This is a genomic window from Leeuwenhoekiella parthenopeia (assembly GCF_020782115.1).
Taxonomy (GTDB): Bacteria; Bacteroidota; Bacteroidia; order Flavobacteriales; family Flavobacteriaceae; genus Leeuwenhoekiella; species Leeuwenhoekiella parthenopeia.
Window position 1 is genome coordinate 62,176 of record NZ_JAJGMW010000009.1, and the last position, 18,320, is coordinate 80,495.

At 42.7% G+C, this 18,320-nt stretch carries 14 protein-coding genes; 2 read left to right on the forward strand and 12 right to left on the reverse strand.

Annotated features, from left to right (window positions below):
* Nucleotides 1–1,347, forward strand: a complete 1,347-nt coding sequence (locus tag LLW17_RS08590; RefSeq protein ID WP_228229845.1) for a GntP family permease — start codon at nucleotides 1–3, stop codon at nucleotides 1,345–1,347.
* Between the two features lie 346 nt (nucleotides 1,348–1,693).
* Here LLW17_RS08590 and LLW17_RS08595 read toward each other — a convergent pair whose 3' ends face one another.
* From LLW17_RS08595 to LLW17_RS08615, 5 genes are all read right to left on the reverse strand, one after another.
* Nucleotides 1,694–3,613 carry an OmpA family protein gene (locus tag LLW17_RS08595; RefSeq protein WP_228229846.1) on the reverse strand — a complete coding sequence of 640 codons (1,920 nt, stop codon included), beginning with the start codon at nucleotides 3,611–3,613 and terminating at the stop codon, nucleotides 1,694–1,696.
* Nucleotides 3,614–3,623: 10 nt separating this feature from the next.
* Nucleotides 3,624–4,550, reverse strand: coding sequence for a PorP/SprF family type IX secretion system membrane protein (locus LLW17_RS08600; protein WP_228229847.1), 927 nt, complete (start codon nucleotides 4,548–4,550; stop codon nucleotides 3,624–3,626).
* Between the two features lie 19 nt (nucleotides 4,551–4,569).
* Nucleotides 4,570–9,351: an Ig-like domain-containing protein gene (locus tag LLW17_RS08605; protein ID WP_228229848.1), complete on the reverse strand. Its 4,782-nt coding sequence runs from the start codon at nucleotides 9,349–9,351 to the stop codon at nucleotides 4,570–4,572.
* Nucleotides 9,324–10,493 (reverse strand): hypothetical protein, encoded by a 1,170-nt coding sequence (locus LLW17_RS08610; protein ID WP_228229849.1) that lies wholly within the window; start codon nucleotides 10,491–10,493, stop codon nucleotides 9,324–9,326. Before LLW17_RS08610 ends, LLW17_RS08605 begins: the two co-directional genes overlap by 28 nt.
* Before the next feature lie 441 nt (nucleotides 10,494–10,934).
* On the reverse strand, nucleotides 10,935–12,197 hold the full coding sequence (locus LLW17_RS08615; RefSeq protein WP_228229850.1) for an NAD(P)/FAD-dependent oxidoreductase: 1,263 nt from the start codon (nucleotides 12,195–12,197) through the stop codon (nucleotides 10,935–10,937).
* A gap of 325 nt (nucleotides 12,198–12,522) precedes the next feature.
* On the opposite strand from LLW17_RS08615, the gene fbp reads away from it, so the two are divergent.
* The gene (fbp, locus tag LLW17_RS08620) at nucleotides 12,523–13,530 is read left to right on the forward strand and encodes a class 1 fructose-bisphosphatase (RefSeq protein WP_228229851.1); all 1,008 of its coding nucleotides are present in this window, start codon (nucleotides 12,523–12,525) and stop codon (nucleotides 13,528–13,530) included.
* A 313-nt stretch (nucleotides 13,531–13,843) separates the two neighbouring features.
* On the opposite strand, the gene LLW17_RS08625 is transcribed toward fbp, so the two are convergent.
* The 7 genes from LLW17_RS08625 to LLW17_RS08655 form a co-directional block, all read right to left on the reverse strand.
* A complete protein-coding gene (locus tag LLW17_RS08625; protein ID WP_228229852.1) occupies nucleotides 13,844–14,725 on the reverse strand; it encodes an ABC transporter ATP-binding protein in 882 nt (293 codons plus the stop codon).
* Nucleotides 14,722–15,393 (reverse strand): molybdate ABC transporter permease subunit, encoded by a 672-nt coding sequence (modB, locus tag LLW17_RS08630; protein WP_228229853.1) that lies wholly within the window; start codon nucleotides 15,391–15,393, stop codon nucleotides 14,722–14,724. The genes LLW17_RS08625 and modB overlap by 4 nt, the downstream gene beginning before the upstream one ends.
* Nucleotides 15,390–15,794 (reverse strand): TOBE domain-containing protein, encoded by a 405-nt coding sequence (locus tag LLW17_RS08635; RefSeq protein ID WP_228229854.1) that lies wholly within the window; start codon nucleotides 15,792–15,794, stop codon nucleotides 15,390–15,392. Before LLW17_RS08635 ends, modB begins: the two co-directional genes overlap by 4 nt.
* Nucleotides 15,787–16,569, reverse strand: coding sequence for a molybdate ABC transporter substrate-binding protein (gene modA / locus LLW17_RS08640; protein WP_228229855.1), 783 nt, complete (start codon nucleotides 16,567–16,569; stop codon nucleotides 15,787–15,789). The genes LLW17_RS08635 and modA overlap by 8 nt, the downstream gene beginning before the upstream one ends.
* A gap of 25 nt (nucleotides 16,570–16,594) precedes the next feature.
* The gene (locus LLW17_RS08645; protein ID WP_228229856.1) at nucleotides 16,595–17,005 is read right to left on the reverse strand and encodes a VOC family protein; all 411 of its coding nucleotides are present in this window, start codon (nucleotides 17,003–17,005) and stop codon (nucleotides 16,595–16,597) included.
* A 125-nt stretch (nucleotides 17,006–17,130) separates the two neighbouring features.
* Nucleotides 17,131–17,838: a DsbA family oxidoreductase gene (locus LLW17_RS08650; RefSeq protein WP_228229857.1), complete on the reverse strand. Its 708-nt coding sequence runs from the start codon at nucleotides 17,836–17,838 to the stop codon at nucleotides 17,131–17,133.
* 116 nt (nucleotides 17,839–17,954) lie between these two features.
* Nucleotides 17,955–18,308 carry a cupin domain-containing protein gene (locus tag LLW17_RS08655; protein WP_228229858.1) on the reverse strand — a complete coding sequence of 118 codons (354 nt, stop codon included), beginning with the start codon at nucleotides 18,306–18,308 and terminating at the stop codon, nucleotides 17,955–17,957.
* Nucleotides 18,309–18,320: the final 12 nt, after the last annotated feature.

The window sequence follows — 18,320 nt, forward strand, 5'->3', positions numbered from 1 at the left end:
ATGGGCATAGATCTTATTCTAATCGCACTGGTCATCATCTGGATCATTTTTGGAACCAGTTATTTACGCTGGCATCCGTTTTTCGTTTTGCTCATCAGCGCTCTTGGGCTCGCCTTTTTATTGGGAACTCCACTACAGGAAATACCGGGAGTAATCAATCTGGGTTTCGGAAAAATGTTTCAGAATATCGGCCTGCTCATCTTATTTGGGTCTTTTATAGGTTCGGCTTTAGAAGCGAGTCATGCCACAAAAACCATTGCTCGTAGTATTCTAAAGAAGCTTCGTTTTTTACCTCTGCCTTTTGTCATGAGCGGGCTGGGTTATTTGGTATCAATCCCCGTATTTTGCGATGCTGCATTTGTAATTTTGACACCTTTGACTAAAAAACTGGCTCTGGGCAACCCCTTTAAGCGCAATGGCCTTACCATTGCCCTGTCTACCGGTTTATTTTCGGCACACGTTCTGGTGCCTCCTACTCCCGGCCCACTTGCTGCAGCCTCAAATCCGGGGCTCACTAATTTATACCTGCTTATTTTGGGCGGTGGATCTTTCGCTCTGATTTTAATGCTTATCGGTGCCGGGTATGCCTTTTACCTTTTTAGAAAAAAACCTCATAATTCTGAAGAGCATATTCCTGAAGTACAGGTCGAAGAAGCAGAAGAAGAACACAGTCATCCTGCATTTATGCCGGCCATAATTCCTTTGGCTTTGCCAATTGTTCTAATGGCTTTAGCTGCCTGTACGCCCTTTTTTAAAACCGATGCTACTGTTCTACTTACAGGATTAATCGAATTTTGCGGGGATCCGGTAATAGCGCTTTTGATAGGAGTACTTACAGCCTTTTATCTGTTCTTAAGACAAAAGATAGCGATTCAGGAAATTATAGAGTCGGGCATACGCCAGGCAGCTCCTATTCTATTAATCACTGCAATGGGAGGCGCCTTAGGTACTGTGATTCAACAGGCTAATCTGACTCAGGGTATTGATCTCAGCGCATTTAATACCGGCATTGGTCTGGCAATTCCCTTTCTATTAGCCGCTATTTTAAAGTCTGCACAAGGTTCATCTACGGTAGCCATGATAACTGTTTCATCTATAATGCTACCACTCCTGGCGGCGATGGGTCTTGATTCAGAAATTGGAAAAGTATGGGTTATTTTGGCCATTGGGGCCGGCTCCGTTACCGTTTCGCACGCAAACGATTCGTATTTCTGGATTGTAAGTCAACTGGGCGACATGACGGTTAAACAAGCCTATCGTACGCACACCTTTGCCACATTTCTGCAGGGTGTCTTGGGATTCCTAATTCTTTTGGCAGCTTACAACCTGTGGCTGTTAGGAAACTAAATAAAAAAAGGCAGATCAGCACTCCAGCATATAATCGGTACGCCCCCTACAGCTCACGAATTATATTTTAAATGGAGTGTGATCTACCATCTTTTTGAAATCAAATGACTGAATTTACTGGTAATTCATTTCTTAATTCAGACTTTCCAAAGAACTAAAATACCCGTCATTATTTTTTACGGAATTCCTCATTTTCGACAAAATTTAACAGAAAAATGAAGACTTTAACACTTTGAACTTTGCTCTATTGTGCCAAATCCTAAAATCAAAAGCCCGAAGCTTTAAAGCTTCGGGCCTCTCCCCAAATCAACAGCAAAGGCTGCCTAAACCCTTCCTTCTTTAAACCCTAGCGTCTCAACACAATAAATTCTGACCTTCGATTTTCAGAATACTCCACCTCCGTGCAATCAACTCCCTGTTCATCACAGATATTTATGGGTCTGCTTTCGCCATAACCAATAGCACTCTCAATGCGGTTTGCTGCTATTCCGCGACTAATTAGCCAATCTCGAGTCGCCTCTGCACGGTTTGTAGATAATACTTTATTAAAATAATCTGTACCACGCTGGTCTGTATGTGACTCAATTTTTATGACCATTTCAGGATATGCATTCATAACGTCAACCACTTTTTGAAGTTGAATGGCCGCTACCGAATTTATATTATATCGGTAATATTCAAAATAAATGGGATCGACCTTTATTTTTTCGACATCACCATCTGTTGTAAAAATATCTGAGAGATCTTTGATTTTAAAATCAAGCATTTTCATTGTTCGCCCCGGTGTGACATCGGTACTTAAATCTAAACCGTCTTTGCTATAGCCTGCTTTGTGCGCTTCGATAGTATATTTTGTTTCACAAAGCACTTCAAGCTGGTACTCCCCGTTTTCATCTGTTCGTATCTCACTATATTTCTCATTTTCGTTTACATATAGCGTAACTGTTGCATCCGCTAGAGGCTGCTTCGTTTCCAGATCGTAAACCGTTCCTGAAATAAACTGCTGACAACGCTCGAGATTATAGGTGAACTCATAAATATCATCATCGCCTTTACCCCCTGCGCGATCTGATGAAAAATAACCGGTATTAGGCTTCTTTCCTTCTACGTAGGCAAAATCATCTGCGTTGGTATTGATCACCGGGCCCAGATTTATGGGAGTTCCAAAAATGCCATCTTTATAGAATGACTTATACATATCAAGACCTCCAAAACCCACGTGGCCGGCAGAGCTGAAATACAAAACATCATTTTTAAAGAATGGAAAAAAATCATCTACAATTGTATTAATTTCAGGTCCCAGATTTCTAGGCTGTGAAGTCGTACCATCTTCATAAACATCGCAAACATATATATCTGCCTTACCGTAGCCTCCGGGCATATCTGAAGCAAAAAACAGCTTCTTCCCATCTGGTGTGATATAAGGTTGGCCAGTCGAATAATTATCTCCGTTAAAGGCTAAAAGCTCTTTTTTCAATTTCTTTTGGGTCAGATCTACCCGGTATATTTTGAAAAAATTGCGCTTTTCATCATTAAATACTTTTTTACTTCCACTTTGAAAACTTGAGGCGTAATACATGTAACGACCATCAGCCGTGAAGGATGTAGTCCCATCGTGAAAGGGGGTCTCAATATCTTCACTAAAAAGGCTTACTTCGGAAGCAACTTCAGGCCTGGAAATTTTGTAAATAGACAAATAGGGCGTTTTATTTCGCTCGTATATTTTGTTGTCTTCCTTATTTCTGGATGAAGTAAAAACAAAATCCTCTTTATAAAAACTAGCAGCAAAATCTGCGTATTGGGAATTTAAGGGCAAATTTTTTACAGTATATAGCGTATCTGCCTGTAATAACTCAACAAATCTCGATTGCTCCTCATCATAATTCAAATATTTATTTCTGTTATTTGCTCGGCTAAAAAAAATCATTGCCATCTGATTTGCCTTATCATATTCCTTAAGCCTGCGAAGCGTGTCGTAATAATAATACCCTTTTGAAACATCATCATCAGGGCTGTCAATATCCCGCCAATTTTTGTAAGCCTTAAGTGCATTGACATAATCTTTTAAATTGTAGTAAGTATACCCCAAACGCTGCCAGGTTTCAGGCGATACAGTTGCAGCATTTGCAATATAACTTTCATAAGCCAAAGCAGCATCTGCATAGGCAGAGCGTCCAAAAAGAGCGTCTGCCTCATTGAGATCTTTCTGAGCAAAGCCTGAAAGAACTATACTGAAGATTAGAAATACAAAAATTTTAATTTTCATGGAGTTTTATTTAAAAGAATCTGGGTGAATACGTAGCACCGCGTTTACGGGCCAAAGAAAATTTAATCAGCAACTCGTGGCTACCGTCGTTATATTGATTAAAATCTGAGGTATTGTATTCATAGGCATAACCTATAAAAATAGAATCGGTAATTTGAAAACCGGCCAGCGCTCCTACTGAGGCATCCATACTGTAAGCCAGACCTAGTGTGAGTTTTTCGTATAATAGAAAATTTGCAGAAAGATTAGTACGTAAGGGTGCTCCCTGCACGTAATCAAATAACACTGCAGGTTTAAATTTGGTTCTGGAGCCTATATCAAAAATATACCCACCTATTAAAAAGATACTCATCTCTTCGGTCTCTACACGAGTATCTTCCTCATCAAAATATTCCTGCGAAAAGAAATTAGGGGTAGATAAACCCAAATACCATTTATCAGTGTATAAATAAGTCCCGGCACCTAAGATCCCTAAAAACTCATTATCTATGTTATTCATAAATGCGGGATCATTGGGGTTCTCGTAGATCCCTTTTGTAAAATCAACGTTGAGTATCCTAAAACCTGCCTTAAGACCGAAAGCCAGATAGGTATCAACCCCAACCTGGAGGGAATAGGAAAAATTACCATCTATATTCACATCTTCTATGGGCCCCAGAACATCTCGGGTAATGTTAAGCCCCAGACCCACATTATAGGTTACCGGACTTTCAATGCCCACATTATTCGTTTCCGGTGCTCCATCTATCCCCGTAAGCTGATTCTTATAATCTGCAGTAATATTGAGATAGTCGGTAGAACCCACGTATGCTGGGTTTATAGTCATAGTATTGTACATGTACTGTGTGTAATTAGGGTTTTGCTGTGCTGAAATCTCAAAAACAAAGCTGATAAAGCCAAAAACAAGCACTATGTTGGTTTTAATTTTAAAAATCATGATTATCGCTTTTGAAGTTTTAGTTTGCCAGATATAACCAGCCTTTGAGTGTACGTCCTCCGTTTATTTCCAGTACATAATAATAGGTTCCACTAGGAAGACCTTTTGAGGTATTGAAACCGGTGGTTACGTTGGCAATACCATCCCAATCATTCTTATAATTTACACTTGAGAAAACTTTTTGCCCTACACGATTAAAAACCATCAGGGTATTTTCAGGATACTGCTCAAGACAGCGTATTTTAAACAGATCATTTATACCGTCTCCATTTGGTGAAAACTCGTTGAACACCATCAGACAATCGGGATTAAGATCAACCTCAGCCCTGTTGTTCCCCAAGTCCAAATCCATGGGATAGGAGTTTATGATAATCGCTTGATTGAGATAATTTTCGCCATCTTTTACACGTGCCGAAACCATCAAGACTGCACTGTCGTTTGCTGCAAGTTCTGGTATGAGCCAAATTCCGGTAGATGAGTTATAGGTTCCTATTGAAGTTTGGAAACTCACCAACTCCAGATCTGACGGAAGCTTATCCTCAACCTCTATAAGACTGGTACTAACAGAACCACTATTCTCAACAGTCACGGTATAAACCACGACCTCTCCTATTGCAGGCATATCATTATCTACGGTTTTGGAAATTGTTAAGTCTGAACAGGCCACTGGAGTAACTTCTACAGAAGCAGCAGTATTAAGAATACAACCTGTATTAGCCTCATAACTTACCGAAACGCTTTCAATACCCGGAATATCCCAAATCACGACCACAAAATTATCTGTGGCTGAACCTCCCGAAATCACATTACCTGATGCAGATACCTGCCAATTGTAGTTAGTCATACCTGACTGCGTTGTATAGGTAACTTCTGCCCCCAGACAGGGAGTATTTACCGAAGCACTAATTGTTGGAGTAACCGGATTAGTTAGTGTAACTGTGACCGCGAAGCGAGCATCAACCTCAGCTCCCAATACGACCAAAGCGGCATAATAAATTTTTCCATCTTCCAGCAGGGTATTGTCTGCAAGCACATTACCTCCTGTTGCTGCATCATACCAGATTACGGTATCCTGATCGAGTTCCAAATCTGCCACCACAGCCGCTTCGCTAATACAGAAAGCCTGTTGCGGGTTTCCGGTTGCAATTGCAGATTGAATCGTGAGTTCATTTGAAGTAACATCAGAACTGGAATTTCCAAAATCATCAGTCGCCGTTGCCATCACATCGTAAGTGCCATCTGCAAGCGGACTCGGAATTGTAAGCGTCCAGGTATTATCGCCGTTGTCGATCAGGTTTCCATCACCTTCGGTATAGGTCACTCCGGCTACAACCATTACCAAATCATCAGCCGAGTCAGCAGTTCCGGTAATCGTTGGAGTGTTGTCATTGGTTACCAAAGGATTTACCGTTGGAACCGTAGGTGGCGTGGTGTCAATGGTGAGTTCATCAATTGTAGCATCGGTCGAAGTATTCCTGGCAGTATCGGTAGCTGTAGCCATCACATCATAAGTACCATCTGCCAACGGACTAGAAATTGTTAGTGTCCAGGTGTTATCGCCATTGTCAACTAAATTTCCGTCTCCTTCGGTATAGGTCACCCCAGCTACAATCACTACCAAATCGTCAGCTGAATCAGCAGTTCCGGTAATCGTGGGCGTGTTGTCATTCGTTACCAAAGGATCTACCGTTGGGATCGTAGGTGCCGTGGTATCAATCGTAAGTTCGTCAACAGTCGCATCGGTCGAAGCATTCCCGGCAGCATCGGTAGCTGTAGCCATCACATCGTAAGTGCCATCGGCAAGCGGACTCGGGATTGTCAGCGTCCAGGTATTATCGCCGTTGTCAACTAAGTCTCCATCACCTTCGGTATAGGTTACTCCATCAACCACCACAACCAAATCATCAGCAGAATCAGCAGTTCCGGTAATCGTTGGAGTATTGTCATTCGTTACCAAAGGATCTACCGTCGGAACTGTAGGTGGCGTGGTGTCAATCGTAAGTTCATCAACTGTAGCATCGGTCGAAGCATTCCCGGCAGCATCGGTAGCCGTTGCCATTACATCATAAGTACCATCGGCAAGCGGACTGGGAATTGTCAGCGTCCAGGTGTTATCGCCATTGTCAACCAGATTTCCGTCGCCTTCGGTATAGGTTACTCCAGCTACAATCACTACCAAATCATCAGCAGAGTCAGCAGTTCCGGTAATAGTCGGAGTATTATCGTTTGTTACCAAAGGATCTACCGTTGGAACCGTAGGTGGCGTAGTATCAATCGTAAGTTCATCAACTGTAGCATCAGTTGAAACATTACTGACAGGATCAGTGGCTGTAGCTACTACATCGTAAGTGCCATCAGCAAGCGGACCCGGGATTGTCAGCGTCCAGGTATTATCCCCGTTGTCAACTAAGTTTCCGTCGCCTTCGGTATAAGTTACTCCAGCTACAACCACCACCAAATCATCAGCCGAATCAGCGGTTCCGGTAATCGTTGGAGTATTATCGTTTGTTACTAAAGGATCTACCGTTGGGACCGTAGGTGGCGTGGTGTCAATGGTGAGTTCATTAAAAGTGGCATCCATACTGGTATTCCCCACCGCATCGGTAGATATGGCAATCACATCATAAACCCGATCTGCAAGAGGGATAGGTATGTTCAACGTCCAGGTATTGTCGCCGTTATCGATTAGATTTCCATCTCCTTTAGCATACGAAATACCACCAACGATAATGGTCAAATTGGCTCCTGAATCTGCAGTACCTGTTAGCACAGGAGTATTATCGCTGGTTACCAGAAAATCTACTGTGGGTATTACAGGTGCTGTGGTATCAATCGTAAGTTCATCAACAGTCGTATCAACCGAAGCGTTACCGGCGGCATCGGTCGCAGTAGCCATCACATCGTAAGCACCATCGGCAAGGGGACTCGGGATTGTTAATCTCCAGGTGTTATTACCGTTGTCAACCAGGTTTCCGTCCCCTTCAATATAGGTCGTTCCATCAACGCTCACCGTGAGATTATCTATGGAATCAGCAGTACCGGTAACAATCGGTGTGCTGTCGTTTGTAGTCAGGAAATTTACTGTAGGAACAGTGGGCGGCGTAAGATCAATTACAAGTTCATCGGTAGTGGGATCTGTTGCCGAAAGCGCACCCTGAGTAGCAGTTGCAGTTACTTCATAGGTTCCTTCTGCTAAAACAACCGGAATAACCAGGGTCCAGGTATCGTCTCCATTATCCGTGAGATTTCCATCCCCTTCAGCATAGGTCACACCTGCTACATTAACCGTAAGATTATCTACAGAATCAGCCGTACCATTGAGTGTAGGACTCGTATTTGTCGTAATCAAAGGGATAACCTGAGGTGTAGTGGGCAAACTGGTGTTGATCGTCAGCTCATCAACAGTGGCATCTGTACTTATATTCCCGGCGGCATCGGTGGCTTCAACTGCAACATCATAAATTCCGTCTTTAAGTACATTTCCGGCAGGAATGGTCAATGTCCAGGTATTGTTTCCATTATCTACCAGATTTCCGTCCCCTTCATCATAGGTTATTCCATTTACGGTAACCGCAATCTGATCCATAGAATCAGCCGTACCCGTAATTACAGGAGTAGTATCGCTGGTTTGCGTGGCATTTACAGTAGGAACTGTTGGCGCTAACGTATCAATGGTTAATTCATCGAGCGTAACATCTACCGAAGTATTACCGGCTACATCAGCAGCCATGACGATTACATCATAGATTCCATCAGCAAGAGGATTTGGAACGTTTAGCGTCCAGGTATTATCTCCGTTATCGGTAAGATTTCCATCTCCTTCGGCATAGACTACACCGTCAACACTTACGCTTAAATTATCTATAGAATCAGTAGTACCCGTAAGTGTCGGAGTGTTGTCATTGGTTACCAAAAAGTCAACCGTTGGAACCGCGGGGGGCGTATCATCAATGGTATAGTTTACAGCAGTTTGTACTGTTGTTTCACAAAGCAGTAAATTTTGAGAAGTAACCGCAGCTTCAATCGTCAAGTCATCATCTGCCAATAATTGAGCTCCGGGAACGTCTACCGTAAAGGTCAAACCTGAGGCGACAGTTGTATTAAAAGCAAAGGTATTTACGGTCACCTGTACCGGATCTCCTATCTGCGCATCGCCTCCTACACTACCCCTAATAGAAACAGTAGAATTAATTTCTGCAGTATTTAGAATATTGTCTGTTGTAACCGGATCCAGAGCAATGGTAGGCTGCGGACCTCCGTCAAGCGTCACTTCAACCAATTTTAGATCTCCCGGGGCATTTTCACAACCTGTTACCGTATCAACCAAACTTACATAAACCCTAAACGGATTGTCTGCTTCAGTTAGACCTTCCACTTCCAGCTCACCGGCCGCATTGATGGTATAGGTAAGATTTCCCTGTACCAAACCATTAGTGATGGCTACGGAGCCGGAAGAATCCAGATAGTAGTTAAAACTGCCGTTGAGGGTTGTGGTGGGAACAATGTTTAAAATTTCGGGAATACAAATGGGTAAGTCGAAGCCCAAAACCGTAATATCTCCCGACTCGGGTAACGGATTGACCGATACATTCACTGCTAATCTACCCGATTCTTCGGTGCAGCCCGCCACAAATGAAGCAACATAAAAAGTAGTGTCTGTACTGAGTGGCGCTGTTACAAAAGCATCGCCACTTGCAACACTAGCAAGCAGGTTTCCGCCTACAGGGCTATCGTACCAGCGCATTTGAGCACCGGCAGATGCTGAAGTAGCAATCAAACTGGCAGTATCTCCTGCACACACCTCAGATTTTGAGAAGCTGCATCGATAACCGGAATCGCAGGTGTAAGTGCCACATCAAAAAGGTCGAGACGCTGAAAAGCATTAACGCCCAGTAACGAACTGTATCTTATCACGATGCGATCTGCAGGTCCCGCAACTTCAAAAGGAACCTGCGTCACCGCACCGCTCTGCAATATTCCCAGCAAATCAAGGTTTAATAGGGATGCCAGATTTGAAGAACTAATTAATGCAGTGCCATTATAAGCTTCAAACTGTATGTTATTTAAAACACCTAGTGCAATTAATGTGGGATCTATTCTTAGACTAATCTTAAAGTCTTCATCAGGCTGAGAGGCTCTGTCAAAATAGATAATTTGTTCAATAGACGCAGCGACGTCAATAACCCCAAGACTTAGTTCAGAGAATGTAGTTGCATCATTATCAATAGCGCGCTCGGGGTTTTGCACTCCCGCATCCCCTATCTGCAAAATGTCTAGACTCAGACCATCACCATCAAAAGAAGTGAAGGCCGGGTCATTGCATTGTAAAGTTCCCGTAGCATAATAGCCTCCAAACACGTCAAGAGTTCTGGTATTGTTTAAGCCGATTAAGCTGCCCAGACGGTTGGCTATGTAAATACGGTTATAAGCCTGATCAGGTGTAATAGCAATATAATATTCACCAACAGTATCTGTTACCAGTCGAACTCGTGCATTGTCAAATGTATTAGGATCTACAGAATCTGCCTGTAAAATTGTTGTATTCCCATTTCTGGCCTCAACCAAAATCTCCTGATTTCCAACCAATGCGATGCCTAAAACATCTGACAGAAGATTTCCAAGACCACCGGAAAGCAGGAGCCTGAGAATATCATCTTCAGTTTGAATTTTAAGATAGGTGGTTGTATTTGCGGGTATAGTGCTTGTATAGCCCAGTTCAAGAAAACCTGTGTAAGCTCCAATACCCAGAGCTAACCCGGAATTAGACTCAATTTGAGCCCGCGTACCTAAGTTTTCATCTATGGCTAAAGCCGAATTGCTCACGTGATCTTCATCAATTACCTGAGTGGCGTAAACATCTGCCTGTGCGTAAGTGGTTAACCAAAAAACCGGAAGTAGAATATACCCCAGCCCCAATAAGATTGTGCGTAGTTTTAGATTCATAAAGTGAATTTTGAAATTAAACAGACCTTAAAACCAAAACCTATTGTAACCCAATAGAATTGCCTTCAAAATCCTGATGCAGAAATACATTTCTGATCAAAATCTTAACTCAACCAAAGCCTAGGAGCTCTTTGAACCGAGTGAACGTTTTTGGAGAATAGCTGTGAATGGGCATTCACTTCGAGAAACAAAAATAAACGCAGTAATCTTTAAAATGCAAATTTTATACGACTAAACGTAAATTAAACCGTTTTAGTTGATGGTTTTTGCAATTTCTTACAAGTAGATAAATAATGAATAATAAATGTAAAAACATCAATTTAAATGAATATTTACAAGTAAATAATCCTATTTTTTAAGAATAAATTGATTATAAGGAATAAAAATAGTAAATACCTCACAAAAGCAGCTTCACAAATACGTAGGGTATTTCTTGTTAAATTATCGTTTATTTTTAGGCCTGATAATTAATCGTAAATCCTGATTTTTCGTGAAGTATTCTATAGACCAGTTGTAGAACGTGCGAACCCGGTTTCTATAGTCTATTAAAGCAAAAAGATGTACAAACACCCAAATAAACCAGGCCAAAAATCCATTAAAATGAATCGTTTCAGGCAGGTCTGCAACTGCTTTATTGCTGCCTATTATGGCCATTGAACCTTTATCGGTATAAACAAAGGCCTGTAAAGCCTTCCCTTCTGCAGCCCGTTTAAAATTCTTTGCCAGAGCAGTCCCCTGTTGCATAGCAACCTGAGCCAATTGGGGATGCCCTTCCGGGAAGTTAGCGTCTGAAGTCATAATACTTGCATCACCAATTGCATAAATATCCTTAAGATTAAGTACCTCATTGCTGGCATTTACAGCAAGACGATTCCCCCGCTGATAGCATTCTTCCGGGATTCCTTTAAAACGATAACCGGTCACACCGGTCGCCCAAATCAGGTTTTTACTGTAAATGTGGGAACCGTCTTTCATCATGACTTTTTCGCCATCGAAATCCACAACCCGGGTATTAAGCAAAACCTCAACTCCCATTTCCTGAAGCTTTTTCAGCGTATACTCCTGGCTTTTTGCACTCATTGGGGACAACAACTCATTGCCGCCATTAACCAGATAAATACGCGAACCACTACCTGCAAGCTCCGGAAATTCTTTACGAATGGTGTTGTTTCGCAATTCAGCAAAAACCCCGCTTATTTCAACCCCAGTTGGCCCTCCGCCTGCGATAACCATATTCAGGTACGGCAGGCGCATAGACTTATCGTTAATTCGTGTAGCCTCCTCCAGACGTTGCAGTAAAATATTGCGCATATCAAGGGCGTCCTCAAGGGATTTCATTGGGATGGCGTACTTATGGCAATTGTCAAGTCCAAAAAAATTAGTTTGAGTACCGGTGGCTAAAACCAAAAAATCATACTCCAGTTCTCCGGTATCTAAAACCAGTCGCTTCTCTTCCGGTTTAATTTCCTGAAGGCTGCCCATATGAAACCGAAAATTTTCCTGATCTCTGAATAGATTACGAAAAGGGAACGTAATGCTCGAAGGATCTAAAAATCCTGTAGACACCTGATACAGCAAAGGCGGGAAAAAATTGTAATTATTCTTATCTACCAGGGTGATTCGGTAATCTGCAGAATTCCCGATCTTTCTTACCAGATTCACACCGGCAAATCCGCCACCTATAACTACAATGTGTTTTTTCATATCGCTGCTGTTCGTATTTCGAAATTACCGGTTTTTACGCAGATGCACCGCTTTTTAGGTCTTTTTTAAGCTGAAATAAAACCGAAAACGTAATAGTAATTCAATGAGATTCAACAGCTTAATTTTTTAATTTCAAAACTGAAATTTATTGCTAAAAAGAAATCGTCTTTTAGTACTGTTTTGAGATGTTTGAAGTATTTTTACCTTCGAAATAATTTAAACTATTCGTATTTTAATCAAACCGAAAACGATTTCGTTTTAAATTATCTGTACCACTATTTTAAAATAAGCCTTAATTATTCAACAAAACAACCGACACTCATTTATGGAAAGACACACCACTCTTGGCGAATTTATCATTAAGAACCAACAGGATTTTCCCTATGCAAAAGGTGAACTCACCTCTCTTTTAAGCGCCATACGTCTTGCCGGTAAAATGGTAAATCAGGAGATTAATAAGGCGGGGCTGGCCGAAATACGCGGGAAAGCCGGAAAAGAAAATGTGCAGGGAGAAGTACAGGCTAAACTGGATGTTCTCGCCAATGATATGTTCATTAGTACACTAAGGGATCGTGGCGACATCTGCGGTTTGGCTTCCGAAGAATTAGAAGATTTTCTGGTCTTTAATGAAGATCGCCATAAAAATGCAAATTATGTGGTGCTTATAGATCCGCTTGACGGTTCTTCCAATATTGATGTAGGCATAACGGTAGGAACTATTTTTAGCGTTTACCGGCGTTTGAGTCCGCTGGGGACTCCCGTTACTGCGGAAGATTTCCTGCAACCGGGAACCAGCCAGGTAGCTGCCGGATACTTGATCTACGGAACCTCAACCATGCTGGTCTACACTACGGGTAGCGGCACACACGGATTTACCTTCGACCCCGGGATTGGCTCGTTCTTTTTATCGCATCCTGATATGATGTACCCGCAATCAGGGCGCACCTACTCCATTAACGAAGGGAACTACGTGCATTTCCCTAGTGGAATTAAAAAATTTATTAAGTGGGTTCAGGAACTTGATGAAGAAGAAAACAGACCGTTTTCAGCTCGCTATTGTGGTTCAATGGTAGCTGATTTTCACAGAAACATGATTCAGGGCGGTGTGTTTTTATATCCGGAAGGAACCAAATCTCCTAACGGAAAGCTGCGCTTGCTTTACGAATGCAACCCGATGGCCTTTTTGGCAGAACAAGCCGGTGGAAAATGTTCTGACGGCTACGGAAGAATTATGGAGCGTCAACCTAAAGAACTGCACGAGCGCGCCCCGTTTTATTGCGGTTGCAAGACCGAAGTTGATAAAATTGAATGGTTTTTACAGCAGGAAAACTAGTTTAATGCTGAGTTCTGAATTCAGAGTTCTGAATTTCTTATTTCTTAAGATGTAAAAAAGGTTTAATCGTGGAAGCGTTTAATCGTTAAATCGTTTTTCTTTTGATCCGCATTGTATCTCTTACTCGCTGAAAACTGAAAACTGAGACTGCATACTGTTGAAAATCGTGGAAAAGTTTAATCGTGGAATCGTTTTCTTTTAATACGCGTTTTACCTCTTCTTCACTGCATACTGACAACTGAGACTGCATACTGTTAAGAATCGACTAGGCGTTTGCAGTAACCTTAAACTTTAAATCTTGAATCTTGAATTTCTATCCGTTTTCCAGTTTATAGACTAACGGATTGAAAGCCTTACTCACCACCAGAACATGATCGCCGGGCTGAAGCTTTTCGGCTTCCTCGTGACTTACGACCACTTTTACCACCTGTGTGTGAATCAGTATTGACAGAACACTTACAATCTCTTCCTGTTCAAGTTTTAAAACTTCGCCGGTAAACTTAAATTTTCCGCTGATGCTTTGACCTGTAAATAAGGTTTCCGGCTTGCCCTGTGCAATGACTTTACCGGCTTCAAGATGATACACATAATCGGAGAGTTTTATGATTTCGCTCACATCGTGAGAAATGAGTATCGTGGTCAATTTAAACTCCTCGTGAATGCGCTTCAGATACCCCTGCAATTTATGTCGAATACCCGCATCAAGCGCGGCCAGAGGCTCGTCAAGCAGTAAGATTTCCGGTTTTTGAACCACCGCGCGGGCAAGAGCCACGCGTTGTTTCTGTCCGCCACTAAGGCTTTCGGGTTTGCGGTGCTGCAAATCTCCGAGTTCCATCAATTCCAGTAACTGGTTGACTAAAGTTTGCGAGGTACTTTTCGCCTTTGCGAAATTCAGATTTTCTAAAACCGTCATATGCGGAAACAAGGCGTAATCCTGAAATACATAGCCTACTCCCCGCTTCCGGACACTTCGGTTCGTGCCATTTTCAGCATCAAACCACACCGCTCCCCCAACGCTCAACATCCCGGAATCAGGCTGCATCAAACCCGCGATCATCCGTAAAGTCGAGGTTTTTCCGGCACCAGACGGGCCGTAAAGCGTCACAAATTGACCTTCTGCGATCTCCAGATTGAGATCGAGCTGCATCACTCCGTTTGCGCCTTGCAAAGATTTTTTGAGATTGATCTGTATCATTTCCAAAAGCCCTTAAGATATTTACCATTTACCAGATACACTATCAATAAAATACAAAAGGTAATTGCGAAAAGTACCAGTGAGTAGGCATTTGCAGCATCGTAATTAAGCGCTTCAACCTCATCGTAAATCGCTATTGAAGCCACTTTGGTCTTTCCGGGAATGTTGCCGCCTATCATCAAAACCACCCCAAATTCGCCCACCGTATGCGCAAACGAAAGCACGATACCCGTGAGTAATGCAGGTTTAATTTGCGGCAGTTGCACACGCAGCAAGGTCTCCCATTTTGATTTGCCCATTACGTAGGAAGCTTCGGTGATTGATTTTGAGATTCCGCTTAAACCCGCCTGAATAGGATGCACCATAAACGGTAAACTGTAAATAATCGATGCGACCACCAGCCCGGGAAAGGAAAAAATAAGTTTGATGCCCAGCCACTCACTCAGCCAGCTTCCAAAGGCATTATTCGGACTAAAAGCGACTAAAAAATAGAAGCCTAAAACCGTGGGCGGCAGCACCAAAGGCATACTCACTAAAGCTTCTACAACCGGCTTGATGCGCGAGGTCGAACGGCTTAATTTATAAGCGATAGGTATCGCGATTACAAATAAAATCAGCGTAGTGACGAGCGCCAGTTTAAAGGTGAGTAAAAGCGGTTCCCAATTCATAAGGCGCGCAACATTACTTCATTCAACTTTATCATAGCGGTCACTTCCTGACCCAATTCTAAATTCAGATTGTCTACAGCATTGCTGCTTATGATGGCACTAATGCTTCCGTTGGTAGTTTCAAGCTTTAGTTTAGACAGCAATTTTCCCTGCTCCAGTTGAGCAATTGTTGCGGGTATTTGATTTTGAAGACTAATTTGAAACTGAGTTCCGGTACCGATGATGACTTCAGTCTCTTTAAAAACCACAGCTACGGCGGTTTCGGGCTTGAGATACGAAGCGCTTTGCGGGGTATCAATCACGATGGCTTTAAACAGCTGCCCGTTTTGGAGTTCAACGCCCACAAGACTGAGATTGCCGCTCACTTCAACCGTTTTTATATGCCCCCGGAGTTCATTCATCTACCGAATATCCAAAATCTTTCAGGATTTTCTGCGCTTCGGGCGAAAAAAGATAGGTATAAAAAGCGCGGGCTGCTTCGGTATTGCCCCTTTCACGCTTGATGACAACCGCTGCCTGAGCGATGGGTTCGTACAGGCTTTCATCCAAAAGCAGGTATTTCCCCTGAGCATGCTGAGCTTCACTTTTCACCACAGCGAGCGCGGTAAAGCCCATTTCGGCTGCGCCGGAAGTAATAAATTGATTGGTCTGCGCGATGCTTTCGCCGTAAACCAGTTTAGCCTCGATCTGTTCGTAAATTCCACTGCTTTTTAAGACCGAAACAGCCGCACTGCCGTAAGGCGCCGTCTGCGGATTGGCCAATGCGATATGCTGAACAGAATCAGTTATCAAAGTCGAAAGTGCAGGTGTTTGATCTGCCTTATAAGACCATAATACCAGTTTGCCGAATGCGTAAATTTTTGGTTTATCTAAGGCAAAACCGGCTTCGTAAACCGCTTGCGGATATGCCGTATCTGCCGAAATAAACACATCGTAAGGCGCGCCTTCTTTGATCTGAGCGGTGAGTTTACCCGACGAACTGATCACCAGATCGCTCGCGATCCCCGTTTGGGTCTCAAAATCTGCAGCGAGGGCTTTCATCGCAAACTGCATATTGGCAGCCGTGGCCAGTCTTAAGGTTTGATCCTGTGATTTTTTCGCGCAGGCGGAAAGCAACAGCACTGCAAGAACAGCCGCAATAGGAAACTTAATACATTTACAAGGAACAGATTTCATCCGGAAGGTTTTCGCCTAAAGAAAACTAGAGAATCTGATTAAATTCCAAACGTTCCCCATCGGGTCCCGTGATGTTGAAATACTTGCAGCCCTTGTTCCAAAAATTGAGAAACACCGGAGCATCTTCCTGTATCTCATAACCCGCAGTCTGAAGCTCCTGAAAAACCGCTTCCACATCGTCTACATCAAAAGCAATGTGATCAATATGACCGTGCGATCTGCTGCGGATCTCTTCCAGATCTTTGGCGGGAAACTCGTAAAGCTCCATAATCACGTCGCCACTCTGCATCATCACGACATTTCCCTTTTCATCATTATGGTCAAACTGGGCACGCATGGCTTCTGTAAACCCGAGTTTGCTGTAAAATGCAACCGAAGTTTTGAGATCGGTAACCGGAATGCCCACGTGTTGTATTTTGGAAATTTTGAAATTCATAGATTTAAAAATTGAGTTCACAAATTAGGATTTTTGAACAAGATTTCGATCCACGAATGATCCCATCTTGAAAACAAAAAACTCCTGAAACACATTTCAGGAGTTTTATCATTTAAAAAATGCTATTAATCACAGTTACCATCCACATCACAGCTTGTGCCCTGCAGGACTTCAAGCTCCGGATGGTCCTGCCTGGCATACCACTCGCTGTAGGATTTTTGAAGTACGTTTAAAAATTGCTCTTCGGGCTGCGCTCCGGAAACGGCATATTTACGGTCAAAAACAAAAAACGGAACACCGTTCACGCCAATTTTTCTGGCCTCAACAATATCCTGTTCAATATGTGCTGCAAACTGACTTTCGTTCAATTCGCTCTCAATCGTTTCTTTTTCAAGACCTACTTCCTGCCCCAACTCAACAAGGGTTTCGACATCGTCTATGTTTCGGCCCTCTATAAAATACGCCTTTAAGAGACGCTCTTTCATAGCATCCTGAAGCCCAATCTGCCCGGCCAGATGAATGAGTTGATGCCCTCTATGGGTATTGGCCACTACGATCTTATCGTAATCATAGTCAAGGCCGGTTTCTTTAGCAAAATCAGTAACGCGCGCAATGGCCTGTTTAGCCTGTGCTTCGCTCATTCCTTTATGCTTCTGTAAAAAATCTACACTGTGAATAGAGGTATCTGTCTTTAGGCCCGGAGCCAGGTCAAAACTTTTCCAGATTACTTCGATGTTATCGCGTTGCGAAAACTGCTCAAGTGCATTATCAAATTTACGCTTGCCGATATAGCAAAACGGACACATGATATCACTCCAGATTTCGACTTTCATTTTTTCAATTTTCATCATCTTTAATTCAAAAGTTCAGTGAATTCGTCGGTATTTGACCTCATCACTAACACCAAATTCGGTGTTTAATTAGCCCTAAAAATCAGCTTAAAACTGTTTTAATCCTGCTTTAAAAAATCTTGCCGCGAGGGATTAAAGGAATCTATTAATATGCCGGGCTCGATACATTCTGCCCAGTGAAGAGCGTTTGGCGGCACAAAAAAACCATCCCCGGCTTCTAAAATTTCGCTCCTCCCGCTTATCGTGATCTTAAATTTCCCGGAAACCACGTAGGAACCCTGAGAGTGTATGTGAGCGTGAAGAGTTCCCACCGCTCCTTTTTCAAATTTAACACTCACGAGCATAAGATCGTTATTGTGTGCGATAATCTGGCGTGTGATCCCGGAATCTGCGTGCTCCCAATTTGCATTTTGAGATTTGAAAAACGAGTCGCTTTCTTTTACTTTCTCCATAAATATCTATTA

Bases quoted from the DNA above. Each gene is read 5' to 3' on its own strand.
- LLW17_RS08600 (WP_228229847.1), bottom strand. From the start codon at position 4,550: ATGATTTTTAAAATTAAAACCAACATAGTGCTTGTTTTTGGCTTTATC.
- LLW17_RS08655 (WP_228229858.1), bottom strand. From the start codon at position 18,308: ATGGAGAAAGTAAAAGAAAGCGACTCGTTTTTCAAATCTCAAAATGCA.
- LLW17_RS08650 (WP_228229857.1), bottom strand. From the start codon at position 17,838: ATGAAAGTCGAAATCTGGAGTGATATCATGTGTCCGTTTTGCTATATC.
- LLW17_RS08615 (WP_228229850.1), bottom strand. From the start codon at position 12,197: ATGAAAAAACACATTGTAGTTATAGGTGGCGGATTTGCCGGTGTGAAT.
- LLW17_RS08595 (WP_228229846.1), bottom strand. From the start codon at position 3,613: ATGAAAATTAAAATTTTTGTATTTCTAATCTTCAGTATAGTTCTTTCA.
- LLW17_RS08610 (WP_228229849.1), bottom strand. From the start codon at position 10,493: ATGAATCTAAAACTACGCACAATCTTATTGGGGCTGGGGTATATTCTA.
- modA (WP_228229855.1), bottom strand. From the start codon at position 16,569: ATGAAATCTGTTCCTTGTAAATGTATTAAGTTTCCTATTGCGGCTGTT.
- LLW17_RS08645 (WP_228229856.1), bottom strand. From the start codon at position 17,005: ATGAATTTCAAAATTTCCAAAATACAACACGTGGGCATTCCGGTTACC.
- modB (WP_228229853.1), bottom strand. From the start codon at position 15,393: ATGAATTGGGAACCGCTTTTACTCACCTTTAAACTGGCGCTCGTCACT.
- fbp (WP_228229851.1), top strand. From the start codon at position 12,523: ATGGAAAGACACACCACTCTTGGCGAATTTATCATTAAGAACCAACAG.
- LLW17_RS08625 (WP_228229852.1), bottom strand. From the start codon at position 14,725: ATGATACAGATCAATCTCAAAAAATCTTTGCAAGGCGCAAACGGAGTG.
- LLW17_RS08590 (WP_228229845.1), top strand. From the start codon at position 1: ATGGGCATAGATCTTATTCTAATCGCACTGGTCATCATCTGGATCATT.
- LLW17_RS08635 (WP_228229854.1), bottom strand. From the start codon at position 15,794: ATGAATGAACTCCGGGGGCATATAAAAACGGTTGAAGTGAGCGGCAAT.